Consider the following 14937-nt stretch of genomic DNA (forward strand, 5'->3'; position numbering starts at 1 on the left):
GAGGGTGTCGGGCCCGTGACCGATCGATCGGTCGACGGGAGTCTGACCGCGCGGCTAAGCGCGTTGATGTTCATGCAGTTCTTCATCTGGGGGGCGTGGCAGGTCACGCTCGGCCTGGTGATGCAGACGGTCGGGATCGGCAATCTGATCGGCAACGCGTTTTCGATGGGGCCGATCGCGTCGATCGTCGGGTCGCTGCTGCTCGGCATGGTCGCGGTGCGCTATGTCGCGCCTCGCATGTTGATGGTGATCCTGCATCTGGTCGGCGGCGTGCTGCTGTACCTGCTGCCGACGCTGCTGACCCCGGAAAAGGGCGGGACGTTCGTGTGGCTGCTGCTAGGCTACATGATCCTGTACATGCCGACCGTCGGCCTTGCGAACACGATCGCGCTCAAGAGCTTCGGCGACCGGACCGACAATTTCCCGTTCGTCCGCGCGTTCGGTACGATCGGCTGGATCGCCGCCGGCCTCATCATCGGCTGGGCGGGACTGTCCGCCAGCCCGAAGATCTTCTGGGTCGCGGCGGTCGTGTCGGTCGCGCTCGGCGTCTACAGCTTCACCCTGCCGGCGGTCGAGGCCGACAAGCCGCAGGGCGGCAGCGTGCTGGCGCAGGTTTTCTGCGTCGAGGCGTTCGGGCTGATGCGGCAGAAGTCGTTCCTGATCTTCATCCTCTGCGCGACGCTGATCTCGGTGCCGCTGGCGATGTATTACGCCTATGCCTCGCCCTATGTCGGCGCGGCGGGGATCGAGAATGTCAGCGGGACGCTGGCGATCGGGCAGATGTCTGAACTGGTGTTCATGTTCTCGATGCCATGGCTCTATCGCCGCTTCGGCGTGAAGCCTTTGCTGCTGGTCGGCATGGCCGCATGGGCGCTGCGCTATGCGCTGTTCGCGATCGGTGACGGCGGGTCGGGGATGTGGGCGATCTATGTCGGCGTGGCGCTGCATGGCGTGTGCTACGACTTCTTCTTCGTCGCCGGGGCGATCTATGTCGGCACCATCGCCACGCCGAAGGGCGTCAATGCGCAGGCGCAGGGCATGCTGACGCTGTTCACCTATGGCGTCGGGATGCTCCTCGGCTCGCAGATCGGCGCGATGATCTATGCGCAGCTGCCGGCCACGCCGACCATCGCCGACTGGCAGGGCATGTGGATCTATCCGGCGGTCGCCGCCGCGGCGATCGCGCTGCTGTTCCAATTCACCTTCCGCGACGATCGTCGCAAGGAGACGCTGGCATGACGGGAATGAAGGGGCCGGGCATCTTCCTGGCGCAGTTCATGGGCGACAAGGCGCCGTTCGACACGCTGGAGAACATGGCCGAATGGGCCGCGGGCCTCGGCTATGTCGGCGTGCAGATCCCGTGCGACACGCGGCTGATCGACCTGAAAACCGCGTCGGAGAGCAAGGATTACTGCGACGATCTGCGCGGCAAGCTGGCGCACCACGGTATCGAAGTGACCGAACTGTCGACCCATTTGCAGGGGCAGCTGGTCGCGGTCCATCCCGCCTATGACACGCTGTTCGACGGCTTCGCGCCGCCCGAAGTGCACGGCAAACCTGCCGAGCGGCAGGGCTGGGCGGTCGAGCAGGTCAAGATGGCGGCCAAGGCCAGCGCTAATCTGGGGCTGAAGGCGCATGCGACCTTCTCCGGTGCGCTGGCATGGCCTTATGTCTATCCGTGGCCGCAGCGGCCCGCCGGGCTGGTCGAGGAAGCGTTTGCCGAACTGGCGCGGCGCTGGACCCCGATCCTCGACGTGTTCGAGGACAATGGCGTGCATTGCGCGTTCGAGGTCCATGCCGGCGAAGACCTGCACGACGGGGCGACATGGGAACGCTTCCTCGAGGCGGTGAAGGGGCATAATGCCGCCCGATTGCTGTTCGATCCGTCGCATTACGTGCTGCAACAGCTCGATTATCTCGACTTCATCGATCGCTATCACGGCCGGATTTCGTGCTTCCACGTCAAGGATGCCGAATATAATCCCACCGGGCGCTCGGGCGTCTATGGCGGTTATCAGGATTGGGTCGATCGTCCGGGGCGGTTCCGCTCGCTGGGCGACGGACAGGTCGATTTTTCGGGCGTGTTCAGCCGCATGGCGCAATATGGCTATGATGGCTGGGCGGTGCTCGAATGGGAGTGCGCGCTCAAGAACTCCGACGATGGTGCCAGCGAAGGCGCTCCGTTCATCGAGGCGCATATGATCAAGCTGACCGATCACGCCTTCGACGATTTCGCCAAGAGCGGCGTCGACCGGGCGGCGATCCGCAAGCTGATGGGATTGTCGGCGGAATGAGCGGCAGGGCGTTGAAGCTGGGCATGGCCGGCGGTGGCGAGGGCGCGTTCATCGGCGCGATCCACCGCAAGGCGGCGGCGCTGGACGGCGATTGGCAGTTGGTGGCCGGCGCGTTCAGCAGCGACCCCGACCGCAACGCCCGCAGCGGTGCGTCGCTCGGGCTCGACCCGCAGCGTGTCCATGGCGATCTGAACGCGCTGATCGCGGCCGAACGCGCGCTGCCGGAGGGCGAGCGGATCGACGCGCTGGCGATCGTCACGCCGAACCACCTGCATGCGCCGATGGCGATCGCCGCACTGGAAGCGGGCATCAACGTCTTTTGCGAAAAACCGATGGCGATGAGCAGCGACGAAGCCCGCGCCATCGCCGCCGCGGCGCGCAAGAGCGGGGCGAAGTTCGCGCTGGCCTTCACCTATAGCGGCTATCCACTGGTCGAGGAGGCGCGGGCGCGCGTCGCACGCGGCGATCTGGGCAAGATCCGGCTCGTTCAGGTCGAGTATCTACAGGGTTGGCTAAGCCTGCCGATCGATGGCGAAGGTAACAAGCAGGCCGAATGGCGTACCGATCCGGCGAAGGCCGGGCTGGGCGGCTGTCTGGGCGATATCGGCACGCATGCCTTTCACCTTGCCGAGCGTGTCGCGGGCGTGCGGGTGAGCGAGGTGTCGGCCGACCTGACCGCGCATGTCGCCGGGCGGCGGCTCGACGACGATGTCAGCGCGCTGCTGCGCTTCGAAGGCGGCGCGCGCGGTACGCTGAAGGCCAGCCAAATCGCGGCGGGCGAGGAGAATGGCCTGAAACTGCGCGTGTCGGGAGAGCTTGGCACTCTCGAATGGGCGCAGATGGAGCCGAACACGCTGACGCTGCGCTGGCTTGACCGGCCGGCCGAAGTGGTGCGGGCGGGCGGGCCGGGACTGGCCGGATCGACCCAGGCATTGCTGCGTACGCCGTCGGGCCATCCCGAGGGCTATATCGAAGCCTTTGCCAATCTGTATCAAGGGTTTGCGGCGGCGATTCGCGGGCAGGACGAACGCTTCGTCCCCGGCCTGACCGATGGTCTGCGGACGATGAATTTTATCGAGGCGGTGATCGCGAACGCGAACTCCGACCGAAAATGGAACTCAGTGGAAGCGGGAGAGTAAAGATGAAACTGCTGACGGGTATGGCAATCGTGGGTGCGGCCGGTGCGACCGCGCTGCTCGCCACGGCGACGCCAACCACCGCCCAGACCGCGGCACCGCCCGCGTTCAACGCCTGCAAGGCGTGCCACACGGTCAACAAGGGTGGCCGCAACGGTATCGGCCCCAATCTGTTCGGCGTCGTCGGACGGCCGGCGGCGTCGGTGCCGGGCTTCAACTATTCGCCGGCGATGAAGGCGTCGAAGCTGCGCTGGGACGCCAAGACGCTCGACGTGTATCTGACGGCACCGGCCAAGAAGGTGCCGGGCACGCGGATGCCGATCGCGACGCCCGATCCGGCGAAGCGTGCCGCCATCATCGCCTATCTGACGTCGGCCAAGTGAGCGGCGTGTCGCGGCGCACGGTCATCGCAGGGGCCGCCGCCGCGACGCTGGCCGCTGGGGTGGGTGCGTCGCAACGGCGCGAAGGCGGCGGCAGCAACGCTGCGCGCTTCTCGCTGAAATTCGCGCCGCACGAAGGCAGCTTCGCCAGTCGTGGCGACCGGATCGAACAGATCGCCTATGCCGCCGATCAGGGCTTCATGGCGTGGGAAGACAATGAGGCGGCCGGGCGCAGTATCGCCGAACAGACGGCGATGGCGAAGGCGCTGCAACAGCGCGGCATGACGATGGGCGTGTTCGTCGCCAGCATGCCGAAATGGGCGCAATCGCGGCCGCTGCTGGGCGCGAACGACGGTGCCGAGCGCGAAGCGTTCCTGAACGACATCCGCGCGTCGATCGAGGTCGCCAAGCGGCTGTCGGCGACGCGGATGACGGTGGTGACCGGGTTCATGGACCCGAAGGTGCCGCAGGACATCCAGACCGCACGGGTCATCGACGTGATGCGCCGCGCGGGCGATATCGTCGCGCCGCATGACATCGCCATGGTCATGGAACCGCTGAACACGCGGACCAACCATCCCGGCGTCTATATGCAGACCGTCGCGCAGGGCTATGCCGTCGCGCGCGGTGCGAACAGTCCGGGGGTCAAGATTCTTGCCGATCTGTATCACGAACAGATTCAGTCAGGGAATTTGATCCCGACGCTCGACACGTGCTGGGACGAGATCGGCTATATCCAGTTCGGCGACAATCCCGGCCGCAACGAGCCGGGGACCGGCGAAATCAACTATGCCACCGTCGTCAAATGGCTGCGGAACAAGCGCTATGCCGGCGTGATCGGCATGGAACATGGCAATTCGATCAAGGGTCGGCCGGGGGAGGATGCGCTGGTCGCAGCCTATCGCCGGATCGACCAGGCATGAAGGGGAGGGGATGATGAGGCTCCGTACGATAACGGTGCTCGGATCGGTGCTGATGGCGCTGGCGGGCTCCGCCGGTGCGCAGGACAAGCCGGGTTTCAGGGATACGCCGATACTGCCGGGCGGACAGTGGAAGGTTCACGATGCCGACCGGCCGACGCCGACGGTCGTGACGCCCGCGGCACAGCCGGGCGGTGCGCCGTCCGATGCGATCGTGCTGTTCGACGGGCGCTCGACCGACGCGTGGTTGCCAAAGGGTACGCCATGGCCGGTCAAGGACGGTGTGATGACCGTACCGGCGCGAGGGCCGGGTGGCAAAGGTGGCGGCGATCTGGTGTCGAAGCAGAGCTTCGGCGACGTGCAGCTTCACCTCGAATTCCGCAGCCCCAATCCGCCGACCAAGACGTCGCAGGATCGCGGCAATAGCGGCATCTGGTTCATGCAGCGCTACGAGGTGCAGATCCTAGATGGCTATCAGAACCCGACCTATGCCGATGGCACGGTCGGCGCGGTCTATGGCTTCAAGCCACCGCTGGTAAATGCGTCGCGCAAACCCGGCGAATGGCAGACCTATGACGTCGTGTTCGAACGGCCGCGCTTTGCCGCCGACGGGTCGCTGGTGCGACCGGCCTATGTCACCGCGATCCTGAACGGGGTGGTGGTGCAAAATCATCAGGCGATGCTGGGCACGACGATCTGGCGGCAGATCGCCAAATACGAGGCGCATGGCGATGCCGCGCCGATCCAGTTGCAGGATCATGACTCGCCGGTGTCGTTCCGCAACATCTGGGTACGACCGCTGCCCGAGAGCGCGATCGCGCAGGATCTGAAGGAGAACAGCAAATGATCGATCGCAGGACGGCTCTGGCCGGTGTCGCGGCGATGTTCGGCACCGCGCTGTACGCGCCGCTCGCGCGCGCTGTCGGAGCGCAAGGACCGGTCGGCGTGCCGACGATCAGCGATGGTCCGCCGAGCGCCGCCGTGTTCACCGCGCCGCAACGCGCGCTGATGACGGGCTTGAGCGAACGCGTCATCCCGACCACCGATACGCCGGGCGCGATCGCCGCGGGCGTGCCAGCCTATATCGAGAAGCTACTCGCCGACTGGTCCTATCCGGCTGAGCGGGTGCCGATCGTCGCCGGGCTGGATGCGATCGAGAAGCGCAGCATGGCGGACTATAAGGTCACGGGTGCCAAGGCGACGCCGGCGCAGCAGGACGCTTTGCTGACGCTGGCGATGAACGACCAGATTCCGGGCGGCAAGACCTTCTTCGAAGCATTCCGCCAGCTGGTCATCGCCGGCTATTATACGTCGGAAATCGGCATGACGCAGGAGCGCGAATATCTGCCGGTACCGGGCGAATATAACGGTGCCTTTCCCTATTCGCAGGTCAACAAGGTGTACAGCGCATGATCGTCAATCGCAGGCACGTCTTGGCCGGGGCAGGCGGCATCGCCGCACTCGGCGTCACCGGCATCGCGCAGGCGGCCCAGATCAAGGCCGTCGGGCTTCAGCTCTATACGGTGCGCGACCTGTTCCAGAAGGACCCGGTCAAGACGCTCGGCGACCTCGCCCGTATCGGCTATAAGGAAGTCGAATATGGCGGTGGCGGCTATGACGCCATGGACCACAAGCTGCTGCGGCGGACGATGGACCGGCTGGGCCTCAAGGCACCGTCGATCCACGTGCCGTACGAAGCGTTGCTCGGCGCGTTCGACAAGCAGGTCGAAATGGCCAAGACGCTTGGGGCCGATACGGTCGTTCTGCCGTACATGGTCGACCAGCATCGCAACGAAGCCGGCTGGAATGCGGCGATGCCGAACTTCAACCGCTTCGCAACCGACCTGCGCAAGGCCGGGCTGGGCTTCGCCTATCATAACCACGACTTCGAATTCACGGTGAAGCCGGGCGGGGTCAGCCTGTACGAGCGATTGCTGAAGGCGACCGATCCGGCGCTGGTGAAGATCGAGCTCGACCTCTACTGGGTCGGCCATGCCGGCGAGGATGTCGGCGCATGGATCGACCGGCTCGGGCCGCGGCTCTATGCGTACCACGTCAAGGACGCGCGGGCCGATGGCAGCATGACCGCGGTCGGTGCCGGCAAGACTGATTTCGCCGCGCTGTTCCGCCGTCGCGGCAGTGCCGGCGTCCGTCACTTCTATGTCGAGAATGATCAGGCACCCGCGCCCTATCTGCCCGACGTCACCACCAGTTTCCGGACGCTCAAGGCGCTGCGTTACTAAACAAATACCCTGGGAGGGGAAACATGGCAGTCACCAACAGGTTCGACGCGATCGTCATCGGATCGGGCGTCAGCGGCGGGTTCGCCGCCAAGGAATTGACCGAAAAGGGCCTGCGCGTCCTGATGCTCGACCGTGGCCGCATGGTCGAGCATATCGATGGCTATCCGTATGACGGCAAGCCGGCCTATGAGGTGCCGGCGCGCAATCAAATGCCCAAGCCGCTGATGGACAGCGACTATTTCATCGCCAAACATGGCTATGTCTCGCCGAGCAACCGGTCCTTCTACAATGACGACCGGTTGAACCCCTATGCGTTCGACGAAGGCGAGAAATTCTACTGGATTCGCCCCGGTGCCGTGGGCGGCAAATCGCTGATCTGGGGACGCTGGACGTTCCGGTGGAGCGCCGACGATTTCGAGGCGAACAAGCGCGAAGGCGTCGATGGTGCGTGGCCGATCGGCTATGACGACGTCGCGCCGTGGTACAGCTATGTCGAAAAATATATCGGCGTATCGGGATCGCGTGAAAATCTGCCGTACCTGCCCGACAGCGAATTCCAGCCGCCGATGCCGATGAACGTCGCGGAAAAGTGGTTGAAGCAGGAGCTGGAAACCAAGTTTCCGGGCCGCAAGCTGATCAATACCCGCCTGTCCAACATGACCGAGGACAAGCCGGACCAGAACCGCAGCAAGTGCCAGTTCCGCAACCAGTGCGGCAATGGCTGTTCGTTCGGTGCCTATTTCTCGACGCAGGCGGTGACGCTGCCGGCGGCACGGGCGACGGGGCGGCTGACGCTGCGGTCGGATGCGGTCGTCACCAACCTCGAATATGATGCCGCCCGCAAGAAGGTGACCGGCGTCCGCTTCATCGATGCCAAGACGGGGCAGGCGGAAACGGTGCAGGCGAACCTCGTCTTCCTGTGTGCGTCGGCCATGGCATCCACCCAGATCCTGATGAATTCGCGGATGGGCGGCGGCGGGCGCAGTCATTTCGACGCCAGCGGTACGCTGGGCCGCTATGTCATGGACCATATCTTCCGCGTCGGGGTCGAAGGCGATGTCCCCGGCATGACCGACATGATCGAATATGGCCGGCGGCCGGGCGGAGTCTATGTCCCGCGCTTCCGCAACCTGAAGGGCCAGGAAGGCGTCGGCTTCCGGCGGGGCTATGGCTATCAGGGCAGCGCCCGGCGCGAACCGATGGCTCCGGTCGGTTTCGGCAAGGACATGAAGCATGGGATGCGGCAATATGGCCCGTGGAAGTTCGGCATGGGCGCGTTCGGCGAATGCCTGCCCTATGCCGACAATCGGGTTTCGCTGCATACGAACAAGGTCGACCGGTTCGGCGTACCGTTGATGAAATTCGACGTGAAGTTCCGCGAGAACGAGCTGAAGATGATGGCCGATTCGCGCATCGAGGGCGAGAAGATGCTGAAGGCGGCGGGCCTGACCAATGTCCGCAGTTACGAAGGCGAGCATGTCCCCGGCGACGCGATCCACGAGATGGGCGGTGCCCGCATGGGTGCCGATCCGCGCAAGTCGGTGCTGAACGGCTGGAGCCAGGCGCATGACGCGTCGAACCTCTACGTCACCGATGGCGCGCAGATGGCGTCGGTATCGTGCGTCAACCCGTCGCTGACCTTCATGGCGCTGACTGCCCGTGCGGCCGACCATGCGGTGCGGACCAAGCCCTGGGCGTAAGGGCAGCGTAACCTAGAGACCCCGGCCTGCGCCGGGGTGACGTTTGCGGCGGATCGCTTTCCCGCTGTCGACGTCACCCGGCGCAGGCTGGAGTCTCTTACAGACAGAACGTGGCAGGAGCCGCAACAGACCCCAGCCTGTGCCGGGGCGACGTTTGGGTCAGGCTTCGGTGGAAGTGGATGCCGGATCCGGCCGTAACCCGAGCAGGACCAGCAGTGCGGCGGCCACCGCCTCGTCATGGCCGGTGGTGACCGTTTTTGCATCGTCCGGCCGCGGTTCGAAACCGTTGTTCGCGCCGAGATTGTCGGAGGGCGTAAGCACGACCGTGTTACCGGTCCGGTCGATATCGACGCGCCGAGCCTCGCGCATGAACGTCTTGAAGTTCTTGACCGCCGCCGCGTCCTGAAAGGGGATGAACTGGCGTTTCCATTGTTCGGGCGTCGGATCGGCTACGCCGCTGTGCGATCCCGACAGGGCATCGCCTATCGACTGTGCGACGACGGACTTTTTTGCCGATTTGCCGAACCATTTGGGATCGGTCGCGATGGTATCGCCCGACATGGTGCGGGAGACCGGTGCGACGATGATCCGGCCGTTGGTGAAATAGGCGACTACCGATTGCTGCATCGCGCCGCTCTGCGCCGGAAACCGGGGCGGGGCAAGCGTGGGTCAGAAGCTCGGGAGGTTCGGATCCCCGTCGGGCAGCGGCGTGTGGATGCCGCATTCGACCTTTTCCCAACCGGCCCAGCGGCCCGAGCGCGGGTCTTCGCCCGGCTTTACGCGGTTGGTGCAGGGCTGGCAGCCGATCGACGGAAAACCTTGTTCGACCAGCGGGTGGCGTGGCAGGTCGTGTTCGGCGAAGTACGCGTCGATATCGGCCGGCGTCCAGGTGATGAGCGGATTGATCTTCAGCCGGCCGACCGTGTCCGATGTGTCGATTTCGAAGCGCGGCAGTGCAGTGCGGGTCGTCGACTGGAACGCTTTCCGACCGGTGAAGCTGGCGTCGAACCCGGCCAGACCGCGCGCAAGCGGTTCGACCTTGCGAAGGTCGCAGCAGCCATCGGGGTCGTAGGACCAGCGCAACCCGGTCGCGTCCTTTGCCGCCAGCAGCGTCGGATCGGGGCGCAGGTTGCGGAAATCGGTCAGGCCCAGCCGGTCGACCAGCAGGTCGCGATACGCGAGCGTTTCGGGGAAATGCTTGCCGGTTTCGAGGAACAGTACCGGCACCGACCGGTCGACCGATGCGATCAGGTGCAGCAACACCGCCGACTCCGCCCCGAACGAAGACACTGCCGCGACATTGCCGAGCAGGCGTTCGCGCAACGCCACGGTCAGCATGTCGTGCGTCGATACGCCCTGAAAGCGGTCGTTCAGCGCCTGCGCATCGGCGGTGGTGAAGCGCGGGGCGATGTCCAGCCGGTCGCGGACGCGAATATCGGGGTCGGCATCAGCCATGACGTAATTTCCACACCGGCACCTGCGCGTCGGCCGCCGATTGATAGACATGGTCATAGCGTTCGAGCGCGCGCGCCAGTGCGGCGGCATCGACCGGTGCGGCGGGGGCGAAACTGTCGAAGCCGCAGCGGCGCATCAGCGGAATTTGGTCGACGAGCACATCGCCCTCGGCCCGCAATTCGCCGGTATAGCCGGCCTCGCGCAGGATACGTCCGGCGGAATAGCCGCGCCCATCGCGAAACTTCGGAAAGCTGATCTCGATCAGCGCCAGCCGGTCGAGATGCGGAAGGAGCAGGCGCGCATCGTCGCCCGCCTCGATCCGCACAGCGGTAGCGTTCGACTGACCCAGAAACGCGTCGAGGGTGACGGCGGGTTCGTCATGCGCAGCGTCGTTGCGCAGGCGCAGTGGCTCAACCATAAATGGCCTCCTTGAACGGTTCCATGCCGATCCGGCGATAGGTGTCGACGAAACGCTCGCCGGTCGCACGTTCGGCGAGATAGCGGTCGGTCACCCGCTCGATCGCGTCGACCACGCCGTCCTCCGAGAAGCCGGGGCCGGTGATCTTGGCGAGCGACACGTCCTCCGCACCCGATCCCCCGAGCAACAGCTGGAAATTCTCGGTACCCTTCCGGTCGACGCCGAGGATGCCGATATGCCCGGCGTGATGATGGCCGCAGGCGTTGATGCAGCCGCTGATCTTCAGCTTCAATTCGCCCAGATCGCGCTGGCGCACCGGATCGGCGAAGCGGTCGGCGATCTTCTGCGCGAGCGGGATCGACCGTGCATTGGCGAGGCTGCAATAATCGAGGCCGGGGCAGGCGATGATGTCGGTGATCAGGTCGAGATTGGCCTCGGCCAGCCCGATCGCGACCAGCCGGTCATAGACCGTGCGCAGATCGACCGAACGGACGTGCGGCAGGACGATGTTCTGCGCATGGGTGACACGCAGTTCGGCAAAGCTATGCGCCTCGGCCAGATCGGCCATCGCGTCGATCTGATCGGCCGATGCGTCACCGGGGATGCCGCCGGCCGGCTTCAGGCTGATCGTGACGATCGTGTAGCCGGCACGCTTGTGCGCATGGGTATTCTGGTCGAGCCATGCCGCGAAGCCGGCGTCGCTGCGATCGACCGGCGCGTCGCCGGACGTGTCGGCATAGGCCGGATCGGCGAAGAAAGCGGCGATGCGGTCGAATTCGGCCTGCGGAGGGTCGATGCCCAGCGTCTTGATATGCGCGAATTCGTCGGCGACCTCGGCACGGTATTTGTCGACGCCGATCTCGTGGATCAGGATCTTGATCCGCGCCTTGTACATATTGTCGCGGCGGCCGTAGCGATTGTAGACGCGCAAGGCGGCTTCCAGATAGCTCATCAGGTCCGACAACGGCACGAAGTCGTTGACCAACGGCGCGATCATCGGGGTGCGGCCCATGCCACCGCCGACATAGACCTGCGCACCGGCCACGCCGTCGCGTTCGACGATGCGCAGGCCGATGTCGTGCAGCCGCATCGCCGCGCGGTCTTCGTCTGCCGCGATCACCGCGATCTTGAACTTGCGCGGCAGGTAGCTGAATTCGGGGTGGAAGGTGCTCCACTGGCGCAGCAATTCCGCCCATGGACGCGGGTCGGTCGTCTCGTCGGCGGCGGCACCGGCAAACTGGTCGGAACTGATGTTGCGAATGCAGTTGCCGCTGGTCTGGATGGCGTGCATCTCGAACTTCGCCAGCTTTTCCAGAATGTCGGGCGTATCGGCCAGCTTGATCCAGTTGAACTGAAGGTTCTGCCGCGTCGTGAAATGGCCATAGCCGCGATCATAGGTACGCGCGATATCGGCCAGCACCCGCATCTGCGCCGACGACAGCGTGCCGTACGGGATGGCGACGCGCAGCATATAGGCGTGAAGCTGGAGATAGAGGCCGTTCATCAGCCGCAGCGGCTTGAACTGGTCCTCGGTCAGATGGCCCGACAGGCGGCGTTCGACCTGATCGCGGAATTCCGCGACCCGGGCATCGACGATCGACTGGTCATAGGTATCGTACTGGTACATCGCTTCTTCCTAAATCCTCCCCGCTTGGCGGGGAGGGGGACCGGCCGCAGGCTGGTGGAGGGGGAGTGCCGCGCAACGCAACCGTCGTGGAGCAGGCCAACCCCCTCCACCATGCTGTGCATGGTCCCCCTCCCCGTGCCGGGGAGGATTTATATGACCCACGCTCCGGCTTGCGGATCGGCGGGCTTGAGCGTCAGGTCGGTTCGCACCGTCGGACCCAGCGCCCGGATGCGGTCCTTGATATGCGCCGGGCGAGGGCCTTCGGGCGTCGCCACCGCATCGATCACATAGGGCACGTTGACCCGCCGCGCCGCTTCCTCGACCGAGGCGATGCGTTCGCCGTCCTCGCCGACATCGGCGGCGTCCTCGACATGGCGGGACCAGTCGCGGCCGGTCCACCACGTCACGTCGCCGCTGGCGAGATCGTTTCCGGTCAGCAGCTTCATGCCAGTGCCTCCGCAGCCTTAGCCCAGTTGCCGAGCTTGTCCTCGGCATCGGCCAGTTGCACGACTTCCCCTACGACGATCACCGCCGGGCTCTTCACATCCTCACGTGCGACCATCGGGCCGAGATCGGCGAGAAGGGTGCGCAGCGCACGGGCGTCGGCATAGGTGCCGCGTTCCAGCACCGCGACCGGCATGTCGGGGGCGACGCCATCGGCCATCAGCTTGTCGGCAATGGCCTCCGCAGTCGCGACGCCCATGTAGATCACCAGCGTGCGGCCCTGTCCGGCAAGGCCCGACCAGTCCTGATCGGACAGGCCCTTGCACTGGCCGGCGACGAAGCTGACCGCCGACGACCAGTCGCGATGGGTCAGCGGCAGCATCGCGCCGGCCGCACAGCCGAGCGCCGCCGAGACGCCGGGAATGACCTCTACCGGCAGGCCGGCGGCGCGCACCGCGTCCACCTCCTCGCCGCCGCGGCCGAAGATGAACGGGTCGCCGCCCTTCAACCGGATCACGATCGCGCCCGTCTTCACGTGGGCGACGATCAGCGCGTTGATCGATTCCTGCGGCAGGGTGTGGCGGGCGCGCTGCTTGGCGACCGAGATGCGCTGTGCGGTCGCCGGAGCCAGATCGAGCACGCGCGGATCGATCAGCCCGTCATGGACGACGACGTCGGCGGTCTTGAGCGCCTCCACCGCGCGGACGGTCAGCAGGCCGGGATCGCCCGGACCCGCCCCGACGAGAATGACGCGCCCGCGCGCGTTCGGATCGAGTAGCGTTGCCATGATAGCGTAGATGCGGGTGACGCCGCCCCCAAGCAACCGACGCTTGCTTGGGAGGCGGGAAGGGATTGTTTAGCGGCCTATTGGTTGCGCAGCCCGATACCGATCGACGCGCGCGCCTGCTCGGCTTCGGTCGATACGACCGGATAGGCGCAATAGTCGGCGGCGTAATAGGCGGAGGGGCGGTGATTGCCCGACCAGCCGATCCCGCCGAACGGCGCGGCGGAGGACGCGCCGTTGGTCGGGCGGTTCCAGTTGACGATGCCGGCGCGGATATTGGCCCAGAAGCCGTCATACAGCTGCGGATCGGACGATATCAGCGACGCCGACAGGCCGTAGCGGGTATTGTTCGCCTCGGCGATGGCGGCTTCGAAGCTGTCGACGCGGAACACCTGCAACAACGGCCCGAACAGTTCGACGTCGCTGCGTTCGGCGGTATCCGACATGTCGATGATGCCGGGGGTCAGGAACGGACGCCCGTCGACCAGCCGCTGCAGGAAGCGGAGCGGACGCCCGCCGCGCGAGGTCAGCGACAGGAAGCTTTCCGTCAACTGATCGGCGGCTTCGTTATCGATCACCGGCCCCATGAACGGTGCGGGATCGGCATGGGGTTCGCCGATGATCAGGCGTTCGCACAGCCGGTTGATCTCGGCCAGCAGCGGTTCGGCCAGCCGCCGTTCGACGATCAGGCGACGCGCGGCGGTGCAGCGTTGCCCGGCGGAGGTGAACGCCGACTGCACGACCAGCACGGCGGCGGCATACAGGTCGGGCGTGCTCCAGACGATGATGGGGTTGTTGCCGCCCATTTCGAGCGCGAGGATCTTGTCGGGTGTTTCGGCGAACTGGCGGTTGAGCGCGATGCCGGTGCGGGCCGATCCGGTGAAGAGCAGCCCGTCGATATCGGGATGGTCCGCAAGCGCGCGCCCCTGTTCGGGACCGCCGATCAGCAGCCGGACGCAATCCTCGGGCACGCCGCCCGCACGGTAGCAGTCGACGAGGAACGCGCCGCTCGCCGGGGTCTTCTCGGACGGTTTGAACACGACCGCATTGCCGGCGATCAGCGCCGGGATGATGTGGCCATTGGGCAGATGCGCCGGGAAATTATACGGCCCCAGCACCGCCAGCACGCCATGCGGTTTGTGGCGAAGCGCCATGCGCGAATTCGACTGCGCCTCCAGCCGGCGCTGGCTGGTGCGTTCGCCGTATGCGGTGATCGAGATTTCGACCTTTGCGATGACCGTTTCGACCTCGGTCCGCGCTTCCCAGAGCGGCTTGCCGGTTTCGCGGGCGATCACATCGGCGAACGCCTCCGACCGGCTGCGCACGACGTTGGCGAAGCGTCGCATCGCTTCGATCCGGTAGGCGAGCGAGCGCGAGGCCCAGCCGGCCCAGCCGGCACGGGCGGCGGCGACTTCGGTATCGGCATCGCCGATCGGAGCGCGCCACAGGGTCGCGCCGGTTGCGGGTTCGGTCGAGACGAGTTCGGCCATGCGTGGTTGTATCCGGCTCCTGTTTGCTGCGCATCCTTGGACCAGA

The 14937-nt window shown here is 65.6% G+C and carries 16 protein-coding genes; 9 read left to right on the forward strand and 7 right to left on the reverse strand.

Annotation, left to right across the window (positions count from 1 at the left end; genetic code table 11):
* The first annotated feature begins 15 nt into the window (after positions 1–15).
* Genes ASE70_RS00425 through ASE70_RS00465 form a run of 9 tightly spaced genes read left to right on the forward strand, consistent with a single transcriptional unit; the run spans position 16 to position 8673 of the window.
* Positions 16–1239, forward strand: coding sequence for an MFS transporter (locus ASE70_RS00425; RefSeq protein WP_235519488.1), 1224 nt, complete (start codon positions 16–18; stop codon positions 1237–1239).
* Positions 1236–2294, forward strand: coding sequence for a sugar phosphate isomerase/epimerase family protein (locus tag ASE70_RS00430; RefSeq protein WP_056500243.1), 1059 nt, complete (start codon positions 1236–1238; stop codon positions 2292–2294). The genes ASE70_RS00425 and ASE70_RS00430 overlap by 4 nt, the downstream gene beginning before the upstream one ends.
* Positions 2291–3433, forward strand: coding sequence for a Gfo/Idh/MocA family protein (locus ASE70_RS00435; RefSeq protein WP_056500247.1), 1143 nt, complete (start codon positions 2291–2293; stop codon positions 3431–3433). The genes ASE70_RS00430 and ASE70_RS00435 overlap by 4 nt, the downstream gene beginning before the upstream one ends.
* 2 nt (positions 3434–3435) lie before the next feature.
* Complete coding sequence (locus ASE70_RS00440; RefSeq protein WP_156355878.1) at positions 3436–3813, forward strand: c-type cytochrome; 378 nt, start codon at positions 3436–3438, stop codon at positions 3811–3813.
* Positions 3810–4733, forward strand: coding sequence for a hydroxypyruvate isomerase family protein (locus ASE70_RS00445; protein ID WP_235519490.1), 924 nt, complete (start codon positions 3810–3812; stop codon positions 4731–4733). Before ASE70_RS00440 ends, ASE70_RS00445 begins: the two co-directional genes overlap by 4 nt.
* Positions 4734–4743: 10 nt before the next feature.
* Positions 4744–5577 carry a 3-keto-disaccharide hydrolase gene (locus tag ASE70_RS00450; RefSeq protein ID WP_235519493.1) on the forward strand — a complete coding sequence of 278 codons (834 nt, stop codon included), beginning with the start codon at positions 4744–4746 and terminating at the stop codon, positions 5575–5577.
* Entirely contained in the window at positions 5574–6143 is a 570-nt protein-coding gene (locus ASE70_RS00455) for a gluconate 2-dehydrogenase subunit 3 family protein (protein WP_056403115.1), read from the forward strand. The genes ASE70_RS00450 and ASE70_RS00455 overlap by 4 nt, the downstream gene beginning before the upstream one ends.
* Complete coding sequence (locus ASE70_RS00460; protein ID WP_056403118.1) at positions 6140–6973, forward strand: sugar phosphate isomerase/epimerase family protein; 834 nt, start codon at positions 6140–6142, stop codon at positions 6971–6973. Before ASE70_RS00455 ends, ASE70_RS00460 begins: the two co-directional genes overlap by 4 nt.
* A gap of 23 nt (positions 6974–6996) precedes the next feature.
* Positions 6997–8673, forward strand: a complete 1677-nt coding sequence (locus ASE70_RS00465; RefSeq protein ID WP_056500251.1) for a GMC family oxidoreductase — start codon at positions 6997–6999, stop codon at positions 8671–8673.
* A 159-nt stretch (positions 8674–8832) separates the two neighbouring features.
* On the opposite strand, the gene ASE70_RS00470 is transcribed toward ASE70_RS00465, so the two are convergent.
* The 7 genes from ASE70_RS00470 to astD form a co-directional block, all read right to left on the reverse strand.
* Positions 8833–9300, reverse strand: coding sequence for a hypothetical protein (locus tag ASE70_RS00470; RefSeq protein ID WP_056500253.1), 468 nt, complete (start codon positions 9298–9300; stop codon positions 8833–8835).
* Positions 9301–9342: 42 nt separating this feature from the next.
* The gene (locus ASE70_RS00475) at positions 9343–10128 is read right to left on the reverse strand and encodes a phosphoadenylyl-sulfate reductase (RefSeq protein ID WP_056403127.1); all 786 of its coding nucleotides are present in this window, start codon (positions 10126–10128) and stop codon (positions 9343–9345) included.
* Positions 10121–10546 (reverse strand): DUF934 domain-containing protein, encoded by a 426-nt coding sequence (locus tag ASE70_RS00480; RefSeq protein ID WP_056500255.1) that lies wholly within the window; start codon positions 10544–10546, stop codon positions 10121–10123. The genes ASE70_RS00475 and ASE70_RS00480 overlap by 8 nt, the downstream gene beginning before the upstream one ends.
* Positions 10539–12173 (reverse strand): nitrite/sulfite reductase, encoded by a 1635-nt coding sequence (locus tag ASE70_RS00485; protein ID WP_056500259.1) that lies wholly within the window; start codon positions 12171–12173, stop codon positions 10539–10541. Before ASE70_RS00485 ends, ASE70_RS00480 begins: the two co-directional genes overlap by 8 nt.
* 149 nt (positions 12174–12322) lie before the next feature.
* Positions 12323–12619, reverse strand: a complete 297-nt coding sequence (locus tag ASE70_RS00490) for a DUF2849 domain-containing protein (RefSeq protein ID WP_056403135.1) — start codon at positions 12617–12619, stop codon at positions 12323–12325.
* The gene (cobA, locus tag ASE70_RS00495; protein ID WP_056403138.1) at positions 12616–13404 is read right to left on the reverse strand and encodes a uroporphyrinogen-III C-methyltransferase; all 789 of its coding nucleotides are present in this window, start codon (positions 13402–13404) and stop codon (positions 12616–12618) included. Before cobA ends, ASE70_RS00490 begins: the two co-directional genes overlap by 4 nt.
* A gap of 77 nt (positions 13405–13481) precedes the next feature.
* A complete protein-coding gene (gene astD / locus ASE70_RS00500; RefSeq protein WP_056403141.1) occupies positions 13482–14891 on the reverse strand; it encodes a succinylglutamate-semialdehyde dehydrogenase in 1410 nt (469 codons plus the stop codon).
* Positions 14892–14937: the final 46 nt, after the last annotated feature.

The sequence above is a fragment of the Sphingomonas sp. Leaf22 genome, assembly GCF_001421715.1.
GTDB lineage: Bacteria > Pseudomonadota > Alphaproteobacteria > Sphingomonadales > Sphingomonadaceae > Sphingomonas.